At 63.1% G+C, this 18,451-nt stretch carries 18 protein-coding genes; 8 read left to right on the top strand and 10 right to left on the bottom strand.

Annotation, left to right across the window (positions count from 1 at the left end):
• Window positions 1-15: 15 nt before the first annotated feature.
• Window positions 16-1,200, bottom strand: a complete 1,185-nt coding sequence (gene pobA / locus ACOZJV_RS23430) for a 4-hydroxybenzoate 3-monooxygenase (protein ID WP_178102974.1) — start codon at window positions 1,198-1,200, stop codon at window positions 16-18.
• Window positions 1,201-1,389: 189 nt separating this feature from the next.
• On the opposite strand from pobA, the gene ACOZJV_RS23425 reads away from it, so the two are divergent.
• On the top strand, window positions 1,390-2,286 hold the full coding sequence (locus ACOZJV_RS23425; RefSeq protein WP_421548623.1) for a helix-turn-helix domain-containing protein: 897 nt from the start codon (window positions 1,390-1,392) through the stop codon (window positions 2,284-2,286).
• Between the two features lie 8 nt (window positions 2,287-2,294).
• Here ACOZJV_RS23425 and ACOZJV_RS23420 read toward each other — a convergent pair whose 3' ends face one another.
• Window positions 2,295-2,471, bottom strand: a complete 177-nt coding sequence (locus ACOZJV_RS23420) for a hypothetical protein (protein ID WP_020298624.1) — start codon at window positions 2,469-2,471, stop codon at window positions 2,295-2,297.
• A gap of 141 nt (window positions 2,472-2,612) precedes the next feature.
• The gene (locus ACOZJV_RS23415) at window positions 2,613-3,518 is read right to left on the bottom strand and encodes a LysR family transcriptional regulator (RefSeq protein WP_421548622.1); all 906 of its coding nucleotides are present in this window, start codon (window positions 3,516-3,518) and stop codon (window positions 2,613-2,615) included.
• 114 nt (window positions 3,519-3,632) lie between these two features.
• Between ACOZJV_RS23415 and ACOZJV_RS23410 the strand changes: the two genes are divergently transcribed.
• Together ACOZJV_RS23410 and ACOZJV_RS23405 are read left to right on the top strand one after the other, a co-directional pair.
• Window positions 3,633-4,517 carry an MBL fold metallo-hydrolase gene (locus ACOZJV_RS23410; protein ID WP_421548621.1) on the top strand — a complete coding sequence of 295 codons (885 nt, stop codon included), beginning with the start codon at window positions 3,633-3,635 and terminating at the stop codon, window positions 4,515-4,517.
• A gap of 73 nt (window positions 4,518-4,590) precedes the next feature.
• On the top strand, window positions 4,591-5,205 hold the full coding sequence (locus ACOZJV_RS23405; protein ID WP_421548620.1) for an NAD(P)-dependent oxidoreductase: 615 nt from the start codon (window positions 4,591-4,593) through the stop codon (window positions 5,203-5,205).
• 69 nt (window positions 5,206-5,274) lie between these two features.
• Here the strand turns inward: ACOZJV_RS23405 and ACOZJV_RS23400 are convergent, their stop codons facing one another.
• A complete protein-coding gene (locus tag ACOZJV_RS23400; RefSeq protein WP_421548619.1) occupies window positions 5,275-6,156 on the bottom strand; it encodes a LysR substrate-binding domain-containing protein in 882 nt (293 codons plus the stop codon).
• A 159-nt stretch (window positions 6,157-6,315) separates the two neighbouring features.
• On the opposite strand from ACOZJV_RS23400, the gene ACOZJV_RS23395 reads away from it, so the two are divergent.
• Together ACOZJV_RS23395 and ACOZJV_RS23390 are read left to right on the top strand one after the other, a co-directional pair.
• Complete coding sequence (locus tag ACOZJV_RS23395) at window positions 6,316-7,953, top strand: 5-guanidino-2-oxopentanoate decarboxylase (protein WP_421548618.1); 1,638 nt, start codon at window positions 6,316-6,318, stop codon at window positions 7,951-7,953.
• Entirely contained in the window at window positions 7,950-9,398 is a 1,449-nt protein-coding gene (locus ACOZJV_RS23390; protein WP_421548617.1) for an aldehyde dehydrogenase family protein, read from the top strand. Before ACOZJV_RS23395 ends, ACOZJV_RS23390 begins: the two co-directional genes overlap by 4 nt.
• Before the next feature lie 34 nt (window positions 9,399-9,432).
• On the opposite strand, the gene ACOZJV_RS23385 is transcribed toward ACOZJV_RS23390, so the two are convergent.
• Complete coding sequence (locus tag ACOZJV_RS23385) at window positions 9,433-10,362, bottom strand: AraC family transcriptional regulator (RefSeq protein WP_078471890.1); 930 nt, start codon at window positions 10,360-10,362, stop codon at window positions 9,433-9,435.
• 327 nt (window positions 10,363-10,689) lie between these two features.
• Here ACOZJV_RS23385 and ACOZJV_RS23380 point away from each other — a divergent pair, with 327 nt between their 5' ends.
• Window positions 10,690-11,055, top strand: a complete 366-nt coding sequence (locus tag ACOZJV_RS23380; RefSeq protein ID WP_043229407.1) for a putative quinol monooxygenase — start codon at window positions 10,690-10,692, stop codon at window positions 11,053-11,055.
• Window positions 11,056-11,064: 9 nt separating this feature from the next.
• Window positions 11,065-11,337 carry a hypothetical protein gene (locus ACOZJV_RS23375; RefSeq protein WP_078471889.1) on the top strand — a complete coding sequence of 91 codons (273 nt, stop codon included), beginning with the start codon at window positions 11,065-11,067 and terminating at the stop codon, window positions 11,335-11,337.
• On the opposite strand, the gene ACOZJV_RS23370 is transcribed toward ACOZJV_RS23375, so the two are convergent.
• Entirely contained in the window at window positions 11,330-11,959 is a 630-nt protein-coding gene (locus ACOZJV_RS23370; protein ID WP_421548616.1) for a flavin reductase family protein, read from the bottom strand. The two genes, ACOZJV_RS23375 and ACOZJV_RS23370, sit on opposite strands and share 8 nt — an antisense overlap.
• A gap of 175 nt (window positions 11,960-12,134) precedes the next feature.
• Complete coding sequence (locus ACOZJV_RS23365) at window positions 12,135-12,509, bottom strand: heme utilization protein (RefSeq protein WP_421548615.1); 375 nt, start codon at window positions 12,507-12,509, stop codon at window positions 12,135-12,137.
• Between the two features lie 376 nt (window positions 12,510-12,885).
• Between ACOZJV_RS23365 and ACOZJV_RS23360 the strand changes: the two genes are divergently transcribed.
• A complete protein-coding gene (locus tag ACOZJV_RS23360) occupies window positions 12,886-13,641 on the top strand; it encodes a hypothetical protein (protein WP_078471886.1) in 756 nt (251 codons plus the stop codon).
• A 93-nt stretch (window positions 13,642-13,734) separates the two neighbouring features.
• On the opposite strand, the gene ACOZJV_RS23355 is transcribed toward ACOZJV_RS23360, so the two are convergent.
• The 3 genes from ACOZJV_RS23355 to ACOZJV_RS23345 all read right to left on the bottom strand — a co-directional run bounded on the left by ACOZJV_RS23355 (window position 13,735) and on the right by ACOZJV_RS23345 (window position 18,342).
• Complete coding sequence (locus ACOZJV_RS23355) at window positions 13,735-15,054, bottom strand: MFS transporter (RefSeq protein ID WP_078471885.1); 1,320 nt, start codon at window positions 15,052-15,054, stop codon at window positions 13,735-13,737.
• Between the two features lie 205 nt (window positions 15,055-15,259).
• Complete coding sequence (locus tag ACOZJV_RS23350; RefSeq protein WP_421548614.1) at window positions 15,260-16,585, bottom strand: sigma-54-dependent transcriptional regulator; 1,326 nt, start codon at window positions 16,583-16,585, stop codon at window positions 15,260-15,262.
• Window positions 16,579-18,342, bottom strand: a complete 1,764-nt coding sequence (locus tag ACOZJV_RS23345) for an ATP-binding protein (RefSeq protein ID WP_078471883.1) — start codon at window positions 18,340-18,342, stop codon at window positions 16,579-16,581. The genes ACOZJV_RS23350 and ACOZJV_RS23345 overlap by 7 nt, the downstream gene beginning before the upstream one ends.
• Between the last annotated feature and the right edge of the window lie 109 nt (window positions 18,343-18,451).

Genomic DNA, 18,451 nt, shown 5'->3' with positions numbered 1-18,451 from the left:
GTACTCGATAGCCTCCTACTCGATAGCCTCGTAAGGAAGACCGACGTAATTTTCCGCAATGGTTTTTCGTCCCGCTTCGGAGCTGACGAAATAATCCAGTTCTGCTTCGGTAATGCGCTGGCTGAACGCGTCGGCATCGGGAAACTGGTGCAGCATCGAGGTCATCCACCAGGAGAAACGTTCGGCTTTCCATACCCGGCGCAGGCAGATTTCCGAGTATTTCTCCAAGAGGTCGGTGCGTTGCTCGCGGTAGACCTTGAGCAGGATGTTGAACAGCGTGCTGACGTCGCTGGCCGCCAGGTTCAAGCCCTTGGCGCCCGTTGGCGGCACGATGTGCGCGGCATCGCCTACCAGGAACATGTGCCCGTACTGCATGGGCTCGACCACGAAGCTGCGCAGCGGTGCGATGCTTTTCTCGATCGACGGGCCGGTCACCAGGCGCTCGGCCAGGGCGGCTGGCAGGCGGTTCTTGAGTTCGTCCCAGAAACGTTGGTCGGACCAGTTCTCGACCTGTTCATCGGCCGGCACTTGCAGGTAATAACGGGTGCGGGTGGTCGAGCGCATGCTGCACAGGGCGAAGCCGCGAGCGTGCCGGGCGTACACCAGCTCTTCGTGGACCGGCGGGGTATCGGCCAGGATGCCCAGCCAGCCGAAGGGATAGACCCGCTCGAAAATGTTCAGCGATTCAGCGGGAATCGATTGCCGCGCCACACCGTGGAAGCCGTCGCAGCCGGCGATGTAGTCGCACTCCAGGCGCACCGCTTCGCCGTCGTGTTCGAAGGTCAGGTAGGGTTGCTCGCTTTTCATGCCATGGGGCTGCACGTCGCGGGCTTGATAAAGGGTCACCGCGCCGGCGGCTTCGCGTGCCTGCATCAGGTCGCGGGTGACCTCGGTCTGGCCGTAGATCATCACGTTCTTGCCGCCGGTCAGGGCGTGCAGGTCGATGGCCACCTGGCGACCGTCGAACGCCAGCTCGAAGCCGCCATGCACCAGGCCTTCGGCGTCCATGCGCTGGCTGACGCCGGCCTGGCGCAGCAGATCGACCATGCCTTGTTCCAGGACGCCTGCGCGAATGCGACCCAGGACGTAGTCCGGGTCTTGGCGTTCAACGATCACTGTGTCGATGCCGGCGTTGTGCAACAGTTGGCCGAGCAGCAGGCCGGAGGGGCCGGCGCCGATGATGGCGACTTGGGTTTTCAGGGTTTTCATTGTTTTTATGACTCGCAAGCTTCAGCCGAACAAGGTTCGGTGAATGGTTTTTTTATGTTTCGAGTGCTTGCATTTTTCACCGGTGAACCTGTCAATTGAAGGTTAAAACTAAGCCGATACCTGTTCATTTCACCAATCGGTGCGATTATCGCCCGTCACTCTGAGGCCTGGATTGCAGTTATGAACAAGCCTGCCCTTTCTTCCATCCCGGTGTTCAAACTCTATGGCGAGAGCCTGGGCTGGCCGACCCCGGACTTGTTGCACTGCGAAACCATCAGCAAACGCAGTCGCGAACACCATTGGGAAATCAAGCCGCACCGGCACGCCGACCTCGGTCAATTATTGTTCGTCCACCGTGGGCAGGCGGAACTCGAGATAGAAGGGCAGCGCACCTTGCTGGGGGAATCGGCGCTGCAGGTGCTGCCGCCGTTGTCGGTGCATGGCTTCCGTTTTTCCGAGGACATAGAAGGGTATGTGCTGACGCTGGCCGCACCGCTGGTGGCGCACCTGCAGGCGCAATTGGGGCAGTCGGTGAATGCCCTGGCGTTGGCCGAGAGCTATCCGGCGCGCGCCGACGGGTCATACCTCAACGGCCTGTTCGCCGCCTTGCAGCAGGAATATCAAGGGCATGAGCCGGCCCGCGAAATGCTCATGCACGCGTTGGTCAGCACCATCGTGGTCTGGGTCAGCCGCCAGGCGATCCAGCGCCGCAGCGCCAATCAGCGGCCGCAGCGCGCCCGGGAGTACTTCAATGGTTTTGTGCAACTGGTGGAGGCGCACTATCGCGAGCACGTGAAGGTCGAGGACCTGGCGCACAAACTGGGGATTTCGGTTTCTCACCTCAACGGCACTTGCCGCGAACTGGCCGGGCAGCCAGCGTTGCAGATCATGCACGAACGCCAGTTGCTCGAAGCCAAGCGCCTGCTGACGTACACCGGGATGACCATCTACGAGATTTCCGACAGCCTGGGCTTTTCCGACCCGACCAACTTCACCCGGATGTTCCGGCGTCGCATTGGTATTTCGCCCAAGGCCTTCCGCGACCGGTTGAAGGTCGACCAGGCCAACGAGGATTGAGCAGCGCCTTACCGCAAGGCGTTCAACGTGGCCGAGTGCGGGATGCAGTGCTCAAGGCTGCAACTGGCGTAGACCCGGGGCAATTGCCGGGCCTGTTCGACGCGGTAGGCCGCGGTGCCGTAAAGCGCCAGGGTTGCGCCGCAGGTCAGGAAGATCGCCAGATACCTTCTTGTTTTGATGTTCATGGCTAGCACCTCTGAACGAGTAGCCCCATTGATTGAAGGGCTACTTAATCAGCATAGGCCAGCGCTGCCGAGTTGCCAGACCGCAGGTCTGCATGGTTGACGGGGTATTCAGCCGGTTGATCGGCTGCGCACGGCTACCGCCTACAGGCCTTGGTCCCACTGCGGTTCTTCGGGAAATCTCAGCACCAGGAAATCCAGCATGCTGCGCAACGCGGCAGGCATGTGCTTGCGCGAGGCGTACACCGCATACATGTTCATCTGCCGCGGCTCGGCATCGGGCAGCAGGCGCACCAGCTCGCCGCTGTGGATGTGCACGCCGGCCTGGTAGGTGGGCAGCATGGCGATCCCGGCACCCGCCATGGCGGCACGCAGCAAGGTGCTGGCTTCATTGGCGCTGATGTTGCCCTGTACCGGAACTGACAGCTGTTCACCCGCCTGCTCGAAATGCCACAGGCTTTTGCCAAAGTAGGAATGGGTCAGGCAGTTGTGTTCGCTCAACTCTTCCACCCGCTGCGGTGTGGGGTGCTCGCCCAGGTAGGCCGCGGAGGCGCAGATCACCGAGCGGCAGACGGTCAGGCGACGGGCGATCAGGTTCGGGTCTAGGTCGTTGCTGGTTCGGATCGCCAGGTCGATGCGTTCATCCACCAGGTTCACCGTGCGGTCGAGCATCTGCAAATCGATGCTGACCCCGGGGTAACGCTTGACGTAGGCGGCCATGGCGTCAGCCAGTTGGGCCTGGCCGAACGAGGTGCTGACACTGATGCGCAGCAGCCCGCGCGGGGCGTCATCCGGTTCACTGACCGCCGCCTGCATGTCGTTCGACAGCTCCAGCATCTGCCGACACCGCGGCAGGATTTCGCTGCCCGCCGCCGTCAGGCTGAGTTTGCGGGTGGTGCGGTGCATCAGCCGCGCGCCGACCCAATCCTCCAACTCCGCCAGATAACGCGAAACCACCGGGCGCGACAGATCCAGGTGATCGGCGGCGGCCGACTGGCTGCCGAGGTCGACCACACTGACAAACACGCGCATTGCTTGAAGACGATCCATGATTTGCCCGCTTTCAGAAACAAACTATGTTCCAGCATCGCATTTTTTGTACCGACTGACGCAACTAAGCTCCCCCCCATCGAAAGCCAAGCCCACAGACTCTGGAGTTGCCCCATGATCGGATTCACCTCACTCAAACGCCTGCTGCTGGCCAGCGCTATCGTGGGTTTTGCCGCCCATGCCGCAGCGGCCGAGCCCGGGTTGACCCTGGATGTCTACAACCCGGGCGCGGCGGCAATCTTTCCGGTGAGCTCGGTGCTGGTCAGCGGCAAGAAGGAAGCCATTTTGGTGGATGCCCAATTCGGCAAGTCCCAGGCCGAGCAACTGGTCGAGAAAATTCGCGCCAGCGGCAAACAGTTGACCACCATCTACATCAGCCATGGCGATCCGGACTATTACTTTGGCCTTGAGACCATCACTGCGGCGTTTCCCAAGGCCAAGGTCGTGGCCTCGCAGCCAACGGTCGAGCACATCAAGGCCACGGTTGAGGGCAAGCTGGCTTTCTGGGGGCCGAAAATGGGCGCCGACGTGCCGGGCAAAACCATCGTTCCCGCTGTGCTCAAGGGCCACAGCCTGACCCTGGAAGGGCAGAAGCTCGACATCATCGGTCTGGACGGCAAGCAGCCGGATCGGACCTTTGTCTGGATCCCGTCGATCAAGGCCGTGGTGGGTGGCGTCGTGGTTGCGGAAAACATCCACGTGTGGATGGCCGACACCCAGAGCGCGCAATCGCACCAGGATTGGTTGAGCACCCTGCAGACCCTCCAGGGCCTGCAGCCCAAGACCGTGATTCCGGGGCACTTCCTGGGTGACAGTGCCCGGTCCCTGGCGCCGGTGCAGTTCACTGCCGAATACATCAAGGCTTTCGACGAAGAAACCGCCAAGGCCAGCAACTCTGCCGAGTTGATCGCGGCCATGAAAAAGCGCTACCCGAACCTTGGCGAAGAAAGCTCCCTGGAACTCAGCGCCAAAGTCGCCAAGGGCGAGATGAAGTGGTGAGCTGATCGGTTTGATTCACTCCCGCGCCTGGCGCGGGAGGCCCTATAGCACTTATCGCAACTGGAGAACTGTCATGAGCAAGATCGCAATCATTGGTGCCACCGGTCGTGCCGGTAGCCAATTGCTGGAAGAAGCCCTGCGTCGTGGTCACAGCGTGACCGCTATTGCCCGCAACACGGCAAAGATCGGCCAGCGTGCCGGTGTGGTGACCCGTGAGGTCGATGTTGCCGACCGCGCAGCGTTGCAAGCGGCGCTGGCCGGTCACGATGCAGTGATCAGTGCCGCGCATTTCTCCACCATCGCCGCCAGCGCCATCATCGAGCCGGTGAAAAAGGCCGGGGTCAAGCGCCTGCTGGTGGTCGGTGGTGCCGGTTCGCTGCTGTTGCCCGATGGCGGCAAGGTCATCGACAGCCCTGGCTTCCCGCCGGAGTACAAGGCCGAAGCCAGCGCCGGTGGCGTCTACCTCGACACCCTGCGCCAGGAACAGGATCTGGACTGGACCTTCCTCTCGCCCTCGGCGGAGTTCGTCGAGGGTGAGCGCACCGGGCATTTTCGCCTTGGTCAGGATCATCTGCTGGTCAGTGCCGAAGGACGTAGCTGGATCAGCTTTGCCGACTACGCCATTGCCTTGATCGACGAAGTGGAAAAACCGGCCCACAGCCGTCAGCGGTTTACGGTTGGTTATTGAGTAGGGGCCGGCTACCACGGCGCCCCACCGGCCCAGCGCAGCCTGGCGGCAGCGGCTACAGGCTGGTGGTTAGCGTTGCTGCGCCTGGGTTATCAGCCAATCCAGCAACTCTTGCAAGGCCGCCGAAGGCCCCGGGCGTTCCGGGTAGACCAGGTAGTAGGCCTGGCCCGTCGGCACCTTCAAATCAAAGGGCATGACCAGCCGCCCGGCACTCAGGTCGTCGCCAATCAATGCCCAGTCGCCCATCGCCACGCCAGAACCTTGGGAGGCCACGGACATCGCCAGGTCCAGGGTCTCGAAATGCTGGCCCTTGCCCAGGGTCTTCAATGGCGTGCCGGCGGCTTTCAACCAGCTTTGCCAGTCGCGCTGGTCATGGGACGGGTGCAGCAGCAGGTGCTGCTGCAAGTCCGCCGGGGTCTTGAGTGGCACCGAACCCTCCAGCAGCGGTCGGGAGCAGACCGGTGTCAGCTGTTCGTTGAACAGGTGCCGCGACCCCAGCGTCGGGGTGGGCGGGGCGCCATACATTACCGCCGCATCGAACGGCTCGCGGCTGAAATCCACGCCATGCTGCACGGTGGTGGTCAGTTGCACCGGCACTTCCGGGCGCTCCTTCTGCCATTGCAGCAGGCGCGGCAGCAGCCAGCGCATCACGCAGGTCGGGGCCTTGAGGCGCAGGTTGTGGTTTTGCGCGCCAATTTCATCCACCGCGCCATTGATCAATTCGAACACCTGCTGCACCCGGGGCAGCCATTCCAGCCCTTCGGCGGTCAGGCTCAAGCCCCGCGCCTGGCGCTGAAACAACGGGTAACCCAGGTGGCTTTCCAGCCCGGCGATCTGCCGGCTCACCGCGCCCTGGGTGACGTGTAATTGCTCGGCGGCGCGGGTGAAATTGCAGCACTGGGCGGTGATCAGGAATGTGTGCAGCGCGGGCAGGGGCGGGAGGCGTTTCATGGGGGGCCAAGGTATGACGTGGGGACATGGCTAGTATGACTTTTTATCCATTGTCCCGGCTACGGGCCCGCCGTTCCAATACCCCTTCTGCGGGCGTTTGATGGCGAGTTCAAGCAGGCCGCCGACGCCCGGTGTCCATCCAATAACAAGGGCGATGAAATGGCGACGTGCGGCGAAGTACTGGTCAAGTTACTTGAGGGTTATGGGGTCGAGCAGGTATTCGGCATTCCCGGGGTGCATACCGTCGAGCTGTACCGTGGGCTGGCCGGGTCGAGTATCAACCACGTCACCCCGCGTCACGAGCAGGGCGCCGGTTTCATGGCCGACGGCTACGCACGCACCAGCGGCAAGCCGGGGGTGTGCTTCATCATCACCGGCCCGGGGATGACCAACATCACCACGGCCATGGGCCAGGCCTACGCCGATTCGATTCCGATGCTGGTGATTTCCAGCGTGCAGTCGCGCAGCCAGCTGGGCGGTGGACGCGGCAAGCTGCACGAACTGCCGAACCAGGCGGCTCTGGTGAGCGGTGTGGCAGCGTTTTCCCACACCCTGATGTCCGCCGCCGAGCTGCCGGGGGTATTGGCCCGGGCCTTCGCCTTGTTCCAGGCCGGGCGTCCGCGTCCGGTGCATATTGAAATCCCTCTCGATGTGCTGGTTGAAGAGGCTGATGATCTGCTCGCCAGCACCCCGGTCAGCATCGCCCGTGCCGGCGCCGCACCTGCCGCCATCACGCAGATGAGCCAGCGCCTGGCCAGCGCCCGGCGCCCGCTGATCCTCGCCGGCGGTGGCGCGATCGATGCGGCGGCTGCGTTGACCCGACTGGCGGAGCTGTTGGCAGCGCCCGTGGCCCTGACCATCAACGCCAAGGGCATGCTGCCGTCCTCGCATCCGCTGCTGATCGGCTCGACCCAGTCCCTGGTCGCCACCCGGGCCCTGGTGGCAGAGGCTGATGTGGTCCTGGCCATCGGCACCGAACTGGCCGAGACCGATTACGACGTGACCTTCGCCGGTGGTTTCGAGATTCCCGGGGCGCTGCTGCGGATCGACATCGACCCGGACCAGACCGTGCGCAACTACCCGCCGCAGGTGGCGCTGGTGGCCGATGCGCAGATGGCCGCCGAGGCCTTGCTGGCGCAGTTGAGCCAACAGCCGCTGGCCGAGCGCGCCGCAGAATGGGGCCAGGCCCGCGCGGCAGTCCTGCGCCGCGAACTGGACAGCGCCTGGGACGCCCCGACCCGTGCCCAGACTCTGCTGTTGCACACCGTGCTTCAGGAGCTGCCGGAGATCGTGTTCGTCGGTGACTCCACGCAACCGGTGTATAGCGGCAACCTGACCTTCAACCCCGAGCAGCCGCGGCGCTGGTTCAACTCGTCCACCGGTTACGGCACCCTTGGCTATGCCTTGCCGGCAGCGGTCGGCGCCTGGCTGGGCGGGGCTTCCGAGCGCAGTGCCCGTGGCCCGGTGGCCTGTCTGATTGGCGATGGCGGTCTGCAATTCACCCTGGCGGAACTCGCCAGCGCCGTGGAGGCCCAGACTCCGATCATCGTCCTGCTGTGGAATAACCAGGGTTACGAGGAGATCAAGAAATACATGGTCAACCGCGCCATCACGCCGGTGGGCGTGGACATTTACACCCCGGACTTTATCGGTGTGGCCAAGGCCCTGGGCTGCGCCGCCGAAGCCATCAGCAGTGTCGAGCAGTTGCGCAACGCCTTGCGTGCCGCCGCCGCACGCCAGGGGCCGAGCCTGATTGAAATCGACCAGGCCGGCTGGATGCAGGCGGTGCAGGCATGAGCACAATGAATCTGTCGAATGGGCTGTACATCAATGGCCAATGGCGCGCCGGCAGCGAACGCTTGCAGGTGATCAACCCGTCCACGGAGCAGCCTTTGGCGATAGTCGCCGGGGGCGACGGGCAGGATGTGGAGCAGGCGGTACGCGCCGCCCAGGCGGGATTTCGCGTGTGGTCCGCGTGCAGCGGCGCCGAGCGTGCCGTGGTCTTACGCAAGATTGCCACGGGCGTTGCCGCACGCCGCGAACGCCTGATGCAGCTGCAATCGAGCAACAACGGCAAGCCGCAATTCGAAGCGGCTATCGATGTGGATGATGTGATTGCCACCTTCGAATACTACGCCGGCCTGGCCGAAAGCCTGGATGCCGCCCAGGACGCGGATGTGCCCCTGCCCAGTGACGACTTCAGCGCTCGCCTGCGTCGCGAACCCTGCGGCGTGGTTGGCTTGATCGTGCCCTGGAACTTCCCCATGGTGACCACGGCCTGGAAGCTGGCGCCCGCCTTGGCGGCCGGGTGCAGCGTGGTCCTCAAACCGTCCGAGGTGACGCCGCTGCCGGAGCTGGAGCTGGCGGCAATCATCGCCGACAGTGGTTTGCCCGATGGCGTGTTCAACCTGGTGTGCGGCACTGGCCTGGCAGTCGGCGCACCGCTGGCGGCGGATCCGCGGGTGGCGAAGATTTCCTTTACCGGCAGCAATGCGGTCGGGGTCCAGGTCATGCAGCGTGCAGCAGAAAGCATCAAGGGCGTCAGCCTGGAACTGGGCGGCAAATCATCGTTGCTGGTGCTGGCCGATGCCGATCTCGACCTGGCGGTAGAGCTGGCCTGTGGCGGTGGTTTTTTCAACGCCGGGCAGATGTGCTCGGCCACCAGTCGGGTGCTGGTGGCCGAAGAGCTGGCGGATGAGTTTCTGCTGCGCCTCAAGACTCGGGCCGAGGCGATCCGGGTCGCCGACCCGTTCGCCGCCGAGGTGGACATGGGAGCGCTGGTCAACCAGGCGCAGTACCAGCGGGTCTTGGGCCATATCCAGGCTGGGCTGAGTGTCGGCGCCAAGCTGGTGTCGGGTGGCGGACGTCCACCGGCGCTGCCCCGTGGCTATTTCATTGAGCCGACGATCTTCACCCAGGTGCCTCTGGACAGCGCGCTGTGGTGCGAGGAAATCTTCGGCCCGGTGCTCTGCGTACGCAGTTTCGCCAGCGAGCAGGAGGCCGTGGACCTGGCCAATGACAGCGCGTTCGGCCTGGTGGCGAGCGTGGTCAGTGGTTGCACCGAGCGAGCCGAACGGGTGGCGAACGAGTTGCAGGCCGGGCTGGTGTGGATCAACGCGCCCCAGGTGATTTTTCCGCAAGCAGCGTGGGGCGGCTACAAACAAAGCAGCATCGGCCGCGAGTTGGGACCTTGGGGGTTGCAGGCCTTCCAGGAAATCAAACACGTGATCCGGGCCCGCTGAACCGGCGTATCCAGCGTCGCTGGCGGCGCTGGATTCAGACGCTGATGCGCAGGCGCGCCATGTCGCGCAGCGGTGGGGCGCCGAACAGGCGGCTGTACTCGCGGCTGAATTGCGACGGGCTTTCGTAGCCCACGCGGTAGCCGGCGGCGGAGGCCTCCAGGCCTTCGGCGAGCATCAGGCGTCGCGCTTCCTGCAGGCGCAGTTGCTTCTGGTACTGCAGCGGGCTCATGGCGGTCATGGCCTTGAAGCGATGGTGCAGGGTCGAGACGCTGAGGTTGACCTCCCGCGCCAGGTCATCGATGCGCAGGGGCTGTTCATAGTTGCCGTTCAACCACTTGATGGCCTGGTTGACGCGATGGCTCTGGCTGTTGGCGATGGCAATTTCATACAACCGATGCCCCTGCTTGCTGCGCAGCAGCCGATAGAGGATTTCCCGGCGGATCAGCGGCGCGAGCATGGCGATGTCTTTCGGCGTGTCCAGCAAACGGGTCAGGCGCAGCACGGCATCGAGCATCGGCGGGTCGAGTTGTTCGACATACAGGCCGCGCCCAGTGGGCCGGGTCGGAACTCCCAGGGGGCCGGCATCGGCGATCAGGGTGCTGATTTCAGTGGGGTCGATGTCCAGGCGCAAGGCCAGGATCGGCTCTTCGGGCGAAACGATGGCGACTTTGCCGCTCAAGGGCACCGACACCGACACCACCAGGTAATTGAGCGGGTCGTAGTTGAACGTTTCGTCGGCCAGCCGTACTTCTTTGCGCCCCTGGGCCATGATGCACAGCGCGGGCTGGGCCAGTACCGGGGCGAACTGGTGGGAGCTGCTGTGGCGCGAAACAAACAGTGAGTGGATGGCGGTGGCGTAGCTGCCGTCTTCGCTGGTGTTGCGGCGAATGATTCCGGCCAGCTCGGCGCGCTGTTTTTCCATGTCCGGATCCAGCGGAGCTTGCGGATATTCGAGTGACGACATGGGAAGCCTCCGGCGTTTCTGATGGGCACAGCTTAAATTTGTGCAAGAACCATGGGTAGGCGATTCCTGCGTAAAACTTGCCTGATTCTGCAGCGCCCGCGCGTATTAGACACAACACGTGTTTCGGCGCGGGTGTCACTTGCTTGAAACAGTCGTATGGTTTTTCCAGGACTGTCGGGCGTGCGGTGATCCCATCTCCCGCTGCTCGCAGGATTGTGCAAAAGGCCGACAGGATTCGACTAACGGCGGCTGCTGCGGCCGTTTAATCTTTGATCCTGTCGCAGCCCGTCCCATGGCTGCCTCGACAACACCCTGGGAGGGTCGCAGATGTCCACGCATAGTCCTGTCAGTCATATGGCTTTCGTCCGTGCCCGCAGCGGGCGTACCACGGAATTGGGCGCGCGCTTGAGCAGCCTGATCGAGCCGTCGCGCCAGACACCCGGTTGCCTGCATTTCGCGTTGCAGCACTCGCAGTGCGATGCCGAGCTGTGGATGGTTTCCGGCTTCTGGAGCAGTCAGCAGGCGATGACCGCCTACTTCAGTTCGCCCGCCATGGCGATTTTTACCGAGTTGGTGCAGGACCTGGTGGTCAACAGCCTGGACTTCCACACCTTCAGCCATATCTCGGCCGCCGAGGCCCATGGCGAATACGCGCAACTGAACCAGGCCCCGGTGCACAAACTGGCCAGTTGAAGGTTTAGAATGGCCGACTTTCCATTGGCCAGGATCAGCAACATGGCACGTAAAGAGTTTGCGCAGTTCGAAGCGGTATCCGCCGTGGTACCGGGTGAAGGCGGTTACAGCGCCGCTATCGCCATCAAGGCCCTGGGTGGTTCAGGGGCTCCGCGTTTTCATAAAGTACTGGATGACCAGAAATTCAAGACCGCCGATGACGCCGACCAGGCTGCTGCGCAGAAGCTTGAGCAGTTGATCGACGTCGATGAGGACGGCGAGCTGTCCTGGAAAACTATCTGACTGCCCCCGGGCGGTACATCTTGAACAAGGCCTCAGGCCCCAGCTGGAAATAATCCGCTGGCCCGCCGCCGCGCAGAATCGGTTCTGCCGCGGCGGTGTCGTACACCCCATCCTTGAGCAGCCACTTGGCGATATGCACGGCGACTACTTCGCCGAGAATCAGCCAGCTTGGCACCAGCTCCTGATCTGCCCGCTGCAATTGAATGATCTGCGTGACCTTGCATTCAAAGGACACCGGGCTTTCGGCTACCCGCGGTACGGCGATCACCTTCGAGGCGACGGGGGTCAGGCCCGACAATTCGAACTCGTCGACATCGGCCGGCACGGAGGCGCAACTCTGGTTCATCTGCTCAGCCAGGGGCCGGGTCGCCAGGTTCCAGGCAAATTCGCCGGTTTGCTCGATGTTGTTCAGGCTGTCTTTGCGCCCGACGCTGGAGAACCCGATGATCGGCGGAATGTAGTTGAAGGCATTGAAGAAGCTATAGGGCGCCAGGTTCAGCCGGCCATGGGTGTCCTGTGAGGAAATCCAGCCGATAGGGCGCGGGCCGACGATGGCGTTGAACGGGTCATGGGGCAGGCCGTGGCCCTGGGCGGGTTCGTAGTAGTGAATATCGTCGGGCATGGCGGGGCTCCTGAGGTGCGGTGATCCGAGGGCGCCATAGTGCCGGGCGCGAGGCGCTAATTCCAGCATCGATGGTCAGGCGATGGCCGGCTTTCAAACGAGGTACGGTGGTTTTCTCCCCACCATAAAACGACTAAGCCCGGCCGAAGCCGGGCTGTGATGCCGCGCGTGGGTATTAGCTGATGGTGGCAGAACCGGTACGGTCGTAACCGTCTTCAGCGACCGTGGCAGAACCGGTGCGATCGTAGCCGTCTTCGGCGAAGGTGGCAGAGCCGGTACGGTCATAACCGTCTTCAGCGACTGTGGCAGAACCGGTGCGGTCGTAACCGTCTTCAGCGACTGTGGCAGAACCGGTACGGTCGTAGCCGTCAGCGGCGAAGGTGGCAGAACCGGTGCGGTCATAGCCGTCTTCGACAACGGTGGCCGAGCCTGTGCGGTCGTAGCCGTCAGCGGCCAGCGTGGTCGAGCCGGTACGGTCATAACCATCGGCAGCGAAGGCGTTGGCGGCCAGTACCGAAAGGGTCAGGGCGATGATCAGTTTGCTTTTCATGAGAGTGACTCCAGGTTCGTCAAGGGTGTGTGCGTTGGGCGTGAAATAGATATTACTCCGTGTAAGTTGATTAAAAAGCGCAAAAAAGCGCTTAAGTTAATCGATTTGATCGATGTTAAGGCCGTCGCAAGTGACTGCAAATAACTGCGGTGGGGCCCGTGCTCTGTATACGTATGGGACGGCGTTATGGATTCAATTGCAGGCTGCGACCCGAGCATTAACGGATCATTAATCTGTTAATCCGGGCTGTGGAATCGCGATCAACGGATTTTTCATGCGCCACAGACCTATTTTTCACTGCGCGCCCCGCAGCCTTCGCCCAGGCCTGCATTCGACGACAGGCCGTCTTGAATAGAGCCCTGGAGCGATACCGCGAATGAATAAACTTCCTCAGATCACCCTGGCGTTCTGGGTCATGAAAATCTGCGCAACCACCCTCGGAGAAACCGCCGGGGACCTGTTGTCGATGACCTTGAATGTCGGCTATGCCATCAGCTCGATGATCCTGATCAGCGTGTTCGTGCTGACCCTGATCACCCAACTGTTTTCCAGGACCTACAACCCGGTGCTGTATTGGATCGTGATCCTCTCCACCAGCACGGCCGGGACCACCATGTCGGACTTCATGGACCGCACCCTGGGGCTGGGCTACGCCACTGGCTCGATGATCCTGATTGCAATACTGCTGGCGATCTTCGCGGCCTGGCGCCTGAGCGGCGATTCGCTGAACGTGAACAAGATCCACAGCTTCAGGGGGGAGATGTTCTATTGGATGGCGATTCTGTTTTCCAACACCCTGGGCACCGCCCTGGGCGACTACCTGGCAGATGATTCGGGCCTGGGTTTTGCCGGCGGCGCATTGTTTATCGGCGCCACCATCGCCGTGGTGGTGCTGCTCAAGTACTTCACTCGGATTTCGTCGGTGCTGCTGTTCTGGGCGGCATTCGTGCTGACCCGGCCATTCGGCGCGACCCTGGGGGATTTCCTGACCAAACCCCATGAAAAGGGCGGCCTGGATTTTGGCACCATCGGCTCCTCGGCGGTGTTGGCGGGGATCCTGCTGGTGATGATTATCGGCGCGACCTATGCCCAGCGTAAGTTCGGGCGCCAGGCGCTGGCCGAGCCGTCCTGAGCCGATGAGCACGGCCAGGGGCAGAGGCTTGCAGGCATGAAAAAGGGCGCGGTCATCGAATGACAGCGCCCTTTTTTGCTACTGGCTGAACGCTTAGTCAGTCACGATCCGCGAATGCTTGCGGGTGTCTTTCATGGTCGCGTAGACCAGCAACGAACAGGCGATGCAGGCGGTGACGTACCAGTAGTAGCCGGTTTCCATGCCGATGCTCTTGAACCACAGCGCGATGTATTCCGCGGTGCCGCCGAAGATCGACACCGTCAGCGCATAGGGCAGGCCTACGCCCAGGGCGCGGATTTCGGTAGGGAAGAGCTCGGCTTTGACCACCGCGTTGATCGAGGTGTAGCCGCTGACGATGATCAGCGCGGCCATGATCAGGAAGAACGCGCCCCACCAGGTTTGCACGGTGTGCAAGGTGGTGAGGATCGGCACGGTGAACAGGGTACCGAGGACCCCGAAGGCAATCAGGATCGGCCGGCGTCCGACTTTATCCGACAGCCCGCCGATGATCGGTTGCAGGCACATGAACAGGAACAGGGTCGCCGCGGAAATAGTGGTGGAGTCGGAGATGCTCATGCCGACGGTGTTCACCAGGTATTTCTGCATGTAGGTGGTGTAGGTGTAGAACGCCAGGGTACCGCCCATGGTCAGGCCGACCACGGTCAGCAGTTCCTTGGGATGACGGAGCAAGGTGCGCATGGCGCTTTCCTTGGCCTTCTCTTTCTTGGTGAAGGACTCGGTTTCTTCCATGCCACGACGCAGGTACAGCGCGACCACGGCACACAGCGCGCCGATGGCGAACGGAATGCGCCAGCCCCAGGCGTACAGTTGCTCGGTGGTCAGGAGCTGTTGCAGCACGATCAGTACGGCCAAGGCGATGAGCTGGCCGGAGATCAGGGTCACGTACTGGAAGCTGGAGTAGAAACCACGACGTTCCTTGGTTGCCATTTCGCTGAGGTAAGTGGCGGAGGTGCCGTATTCGCCACCCACCGACAGGCCCTGGAGCAAGCGTGCGAACACCAGCAGGATTGGCGCGCCGATGCCGATGGTTTCGTAACCCGGGCTCAGGGCGATCAGCAGCGAGCCGAAGCACATCAGGTAGACCGAGGCCATCAATGCGCTTTTGCGACCGACCTTGTCGGCGTAGAGGCCCATCAGCCAGCCACCGATCGGACGCATCAGGAAGCCCACGGCGAAGATCGCGGCGGTGTTGAGCAATTGGGCGGTGGTGTCGCCTTTGGGGAAAAAGGCCTTGGCGAAGTACAGCGAGAACGCCGCATAGACGTACCAGTCGTACCACTCGACCATGTTGCCGACCGAGCCACTGAAGATCGATTTGATGCGGCTGGAAGTGGTTCGGGCTTTGGCTGGCACGGCAGCCGACCCAAGAGGCAGGGCGTTGGAGTTATCCATTGAAGGATCCTTCATCTAATTGTTTTTTTGGAGCGCGCGTAAACGCAGCCTGGGTGGGCTATAGCAGGAGCTGTGCCAGGTCGAAGAAGGCCGGTTTAGAGGGGGTAGGGCATTTGAATAGGCGGAAATCCGCTTATCGAAGGCAGGTGTGTAAGCGGAAACTTGCCGAGCGGGGGTGGCAAAGGTCGTCGATCACGGCGGGCGCCTACAAGAACATTTCCCGGTTCAAGCCGTGGCGTTGCATCTTTTCATTGAAGGTCCGGCGCGGCAGTTGCAGCTCTTCGAGCACGGCCTTCACGTCACCCTTGTGCCGGGTCAGGGCGGAGCGCAGGCAGTGGGCCTCGAACGCCTCCTGCTGCGCCGCCAGGGATTGCCCCGGGTCGATCCCCACTGGCTCCGGCTCGCCCAGCCCCAGCACCTGGCGTTCGGCAACGTTGGCCAGTTCGCGCACGTTGCCCGGCCAGTCATGGCTCAGCAGGTGGCTCAACTGCGGCCCGCTCAGGGGCGGGAAGGTGCGACCCAGACGCTCGGCGGCGTGTTGGGCGAAGGATTCGAACAACAGCGGAATGTCCTCGCGCCGCTCCCGCAGGGGCGGCAGGCGTAGCTCGGCCACGGTCAGCCGATACGCCAGGTCCTCGCGAAAGCGCCCGGCGCGGGCTTCGTCCAGCAGGTCGGGCTTGGTGGCGGCGATGATCCGCAAGTCGACATGGATGCTCTGGTTGGAGCCCAGGCGTTCGAGCTTCTGTTCTTGCAGCACGCGCAGCAGTTTGACTTGCTGGGCCAGGGGCATGCTTTCGATTTCATCGAGAAACAGCGTGCCGCCGTCGGCGTATTCGAGCTTGCCGATGCGTTTGCCCTGGGCGCCGGTAAAGGCGCCACTCTCGTGGCCGAACAGCTCGGCCTCGAACAGTTGCTCGGGAATTGCCGCGCAGTTCAATGCCACGAACGGCTTGCTGGCGCGCGGGCCGAAGTCGTGCAGGCAGCGCGCAACCAACTCTTTGCCGCTGCCGGTTTCGCCGCGGATCAGCACATTGACCGGCAGCGCGGCGAGGTCCAGGACTTGGCGCCGCAGGGTCTGCAACCCGCGGGATACTCCCAGCAGCGTGGCATCCAGCTTCGCGCGGTTGTCCGCCAGCTGGTGCAGGGCGCGGTTTTCCAGGACCAGGCGGCGCTTGTCGAGGGCTCGCCGCAGGCTGCTGAGCAGGGCGTCGGGGCTGAAGGGTTTTTCCAGGAAGTCATACGCGCCGTCGCGCATGGCTTCCACGGCCATCGGCACGTCGCCGTGGCCAGTCAGCAGAATCACCGGCAAGTCCGGGGCCCGGCGCTGGACCTCGGCCAACAGTTCCAGCCCGCTCATGCCGGGCATGCGCACGTCGCTGAGAATGACCCCGGGGAAATGCTCCGGCAGGTGCGCGAGGCACTCATCGGCGCGGCTGAACAACTGCACGTCGAAGCCCGAGAGGCTCAGCCACTGTTCGATGGCGCTGCGGATGCTGCTTTCGTCATCGACCACCAGCACCGAATTCAGCATTGGATGTGCGCCTCCAGATCGATGGGCAGGTACAGCGTGAACACCGCGCCTTCGCCTTGATTGGCGGCGGTCAGGCGCCCGCCCAGCTCGTGGATGATGGCGTAGGACACCGCCAGCCCCAGGCCCAGCCCGTCGCCCACCGGCTTGGTGGTGAAGAACGGGTCGAAGACATTGGCCAGGTGTTCCTCGGCAATCCCGCCGCCGCTGTCGGCGATGCTCAGGCTCCACAGCTGATCATCGGCTTCGAGGCGGATTTCCAGGCGCCGGTGGGGCTTGTCGTGCATGGCGTCGAGGGCGTTGCGCAGCACGTTGATCAGCACTTGCTCCAGGCGGATCGCGTCGCCACGGACCCACGCCGGGCGCGTCAGGTGCAGCACCTGCTCGACGTTTTCATCCCGCAGGCGTGTCTCGAGCAGTTGCAGGGACTGATCCACCACCGCGGCCAGGTCCAGGCGCTCGCGCAGGCCGCTGGGGCTTTTGCGGGCGAAGGTCTTGAGGTGTCCGGTGAGGGCGGCCATGCGCGTCAGCATGTCATCCAGTGGCCGCAGGGCCTTGTAGGCATCATCGACCCGACCGTGATCCAGCAACAGGCGCAGGGTAGCCAGTTGCATGCGCTGGGTGGTCAGCGGCTGGTTGATCTCATGGGCCAGGGCCGCTGACATTTGCCCGAGGGCTGCCAGCTTCGCCGATTGCACCAGGCCATCCTGGGCGGTGCGCAGGTCGCGAGTGCGCTCCTCGACCAGTTGTTCGAGTTCTTCGCGGCTGCGCTGGCGCAACTTGGCCAGGCGCCAGCGCTGGGTCAGGAACAGCAGCAGAAAGACCAGGGTCAGCCAGGCGCCGGCGGCGGCCAGCCCGGCGTTGCGTCGGTCTTCGTCGACCTGGGGGCGGCGCAGCAGGTGCAGGGTCCAGCCTTCGGCGCTCAGGGGCAGGGACTCCCACAGGTAGTCGGCATTGCCCTGCGGGCCGTTGACCCGGGTCAGCTTGCTGTTGTCGTCAAAGTGCCTGAGGGTCTGATGTTCCAGCGGTGTCAGCGGTTGCTTGTCGTATTGGCGGGTGGTCTTGATGTCCGCCAGCTCGCTGTCGGACAGCGGGCGCAATTGGCGGTAGCGCCAGCCAGGCTGGTTGGCGATAAAAATGATGCCCCGGGCGTCGCTGACCAGCAGGGTGTCGCTGCCCTGGCTCCACTCACGTTCCAGCTCCGGAAACTCCAGCTTTACCACCATGGCCCCGAGGAATTCTTCGGCGTCGCCCTTGACCGCACTGGACAGGAAATAGCCGGGAATGCCACTGGTTACGCCCACCGCGTAAAAGCGTCCGGTGCCCTGGCTGCGGGTCTGGCTGAAGTAAGGGCGAAAGCCATAGTTGTGCCCGACATAACTGCTGGGCAGGCGCCAGTTGCTGGCGGCCACGGCGAGGCCGTCGTGGTTGAGCAGCTCGAGGGTCGAGGAGCGGGCGGCGCCGTTGATTTTTTCCAGCTTGCGGTTCAGCGCATCCTGTTGCTCGGCACCCAGCGGGCCGCTGAGGGCGCTGCGCAACTCGGGGTCCAGGGCCAGCACGGCCGGCAGCGCGCGATAGCGTTCAATCAGGGTGTGCAGGGAATTGGCGTACAGCCCGAGTTGTTCGTTGGCCCGGGCGGCGTCATCGACCAGGGCCTGGCGTTCGGCGTGATGCATGGCCAGGCCGGCGCTGATGACGGCACCAGCGAGAATCACCAGGGAATAAAACGTCAGGCGTAGCGGGCGCGAGATCTGGGCCATGAGTCAGGGCAGGCTGCAATGGGGGCGGGAACGATAGCATGAGTGCCCCACGGGGCGTTGATCGTGGACAGTTTCGCCGGTGAAATCTGCCCATGAAAAAGGCGGCGGG

The organism is Pseudomonas sp. QD4, assembly GCF_049199125.1.
GTDB lineage: Bacteria > Pseudomonadota > Gammaproteobacteria > Pseudomonadales > Pseudomonadaceae > Aquipseudomonas.
The sequence above is the reverse complement of the archived record's forward strand: the minus strand, read 5'-3'. Positions and strand labels throughout refer to the sequence as shown.

Bases quoted from the DNA above. Each gene is read 5' to 3' on its own strand.
- ACOZJV_RS23425 (WP_421548623.1), top strand. From the start codon at position 1,390: ATGAACAAGCCTGCCCTTTCTTCCATCCCGGTGTTCAAACTCTATGGC.
- ACOZJV_RS23420 (WP_020298624.1), bottom strand. From the start codon at position 2,471: ATGAACATCAAAACAAGAAGGTATCTGGCGATCTTCCTGACCTGCGGC.
- ACOZJV_RS23415 (WP_421548622.1), bottom strand. From the start codon at position 3,518: ATGGATCGTCTTCAAGCAATGCGCGTGTTTGTCAGTGTGGTCGACCTC.
- ACOZJV_RS23410 (WP_421548621.1), top strand. From the start codon at position 3,633: ATGATCGGATTCACCTCACTCAAACGCCTGCTGCTGGCCAGCGCTATC.
- ACOZJV_RS23405 (WP_421548620.1), top strand. From the start codon at position 4,591: ATGAGCAAGATCGCAATCATTGGTGCCACCGGTCGTGCCGGTAGCCAA.
- ACOZJV_RS23400 (WP_421548619.1), bottom strand. From the start codon at position 6,156: ATGAAACGCCTCCCGCCCCTGCCCGCGCTGCACACATTCCTGATCACC.
- ACOZJV_RS23395 (WP_421548618.1), top strand. From the start codon at position 6,316: ATGGCGACGTGCGGCGAAGTACTGGTCAAGTTACTTGAGGGTTATGGG.
- ACOZJV_RS23390 (WP_421548617.1), top strand. From the start codon at position 7,950: ATGAGCACAATGAATCTGTCGAATGGGCTGTACATCAATGGCCAATGG.
- ACOZJV_RS23385 (WP_078471890.1), bottom strand. From the start codon at position 10,362: ATGTCGTCACTCGAATATCCGCAAGCTCCGCTGGATCCGGACATGGAA.
- ACOZJV_RS23380 (WP_043229407.1), top strand. From the start codon at position 10,690: ATGTCCACGCATAGTCCTGTCAGTCATATGGCTTTCGTCCGTGCCCGC.
- ACOZJV_RS23375 (WP_078471889.1), top strand. From the start codon at position 11,065: ATGGCCGACTTTCCATTGGCCAGGATCAGCAACATGGCACGTAAAGAG.
- ACOZJV_RS23370 (WP_421548616.1), bottom strand. From the start codon at position 11,959: ATGCCCGACGATATTCACTACTACGAACCCGCCCAGGGCCACGGCCTG.
- ACOZJV_RS23365 (WP_421548615.1), bottom strand. From the start codon at position 12,509: ATGAAAAGCAAACTGATCATCGCCCTGACCCTTTCGGTACTGGCCGCC.
- ACOZJV_RS23360 (WP_078471886.1), top strand. From the start codon at position 12,886: ATGAATAAACTTCCTCAGATCACCCTGGCGTTCTGGGTCATGAAAATC.
- ACOZJV_RS23355 (WP_078471885.1), bottom strand. From the start codon at position 15,054: ATGGATAACTCCAACGCCCTGCCTCTTGGGTCGGCTGCCGTGCCAGCC.
- ACOZJV_RS23350 (WP_421548614.1), bottom strand. From the start codon at position 16,585: ATGCTGAATTCGGTGCTGGTGGTCGATGACGAAAGCAGCATCCGCAGC.
- ACOZJV_RS23345 (WP_078471883.1), bottom strand. From the start codon at position 18,342: ATGGCCCAGATCTCGCGCCCGCTACGCCTGACGTTTTATTCCCTGGTG.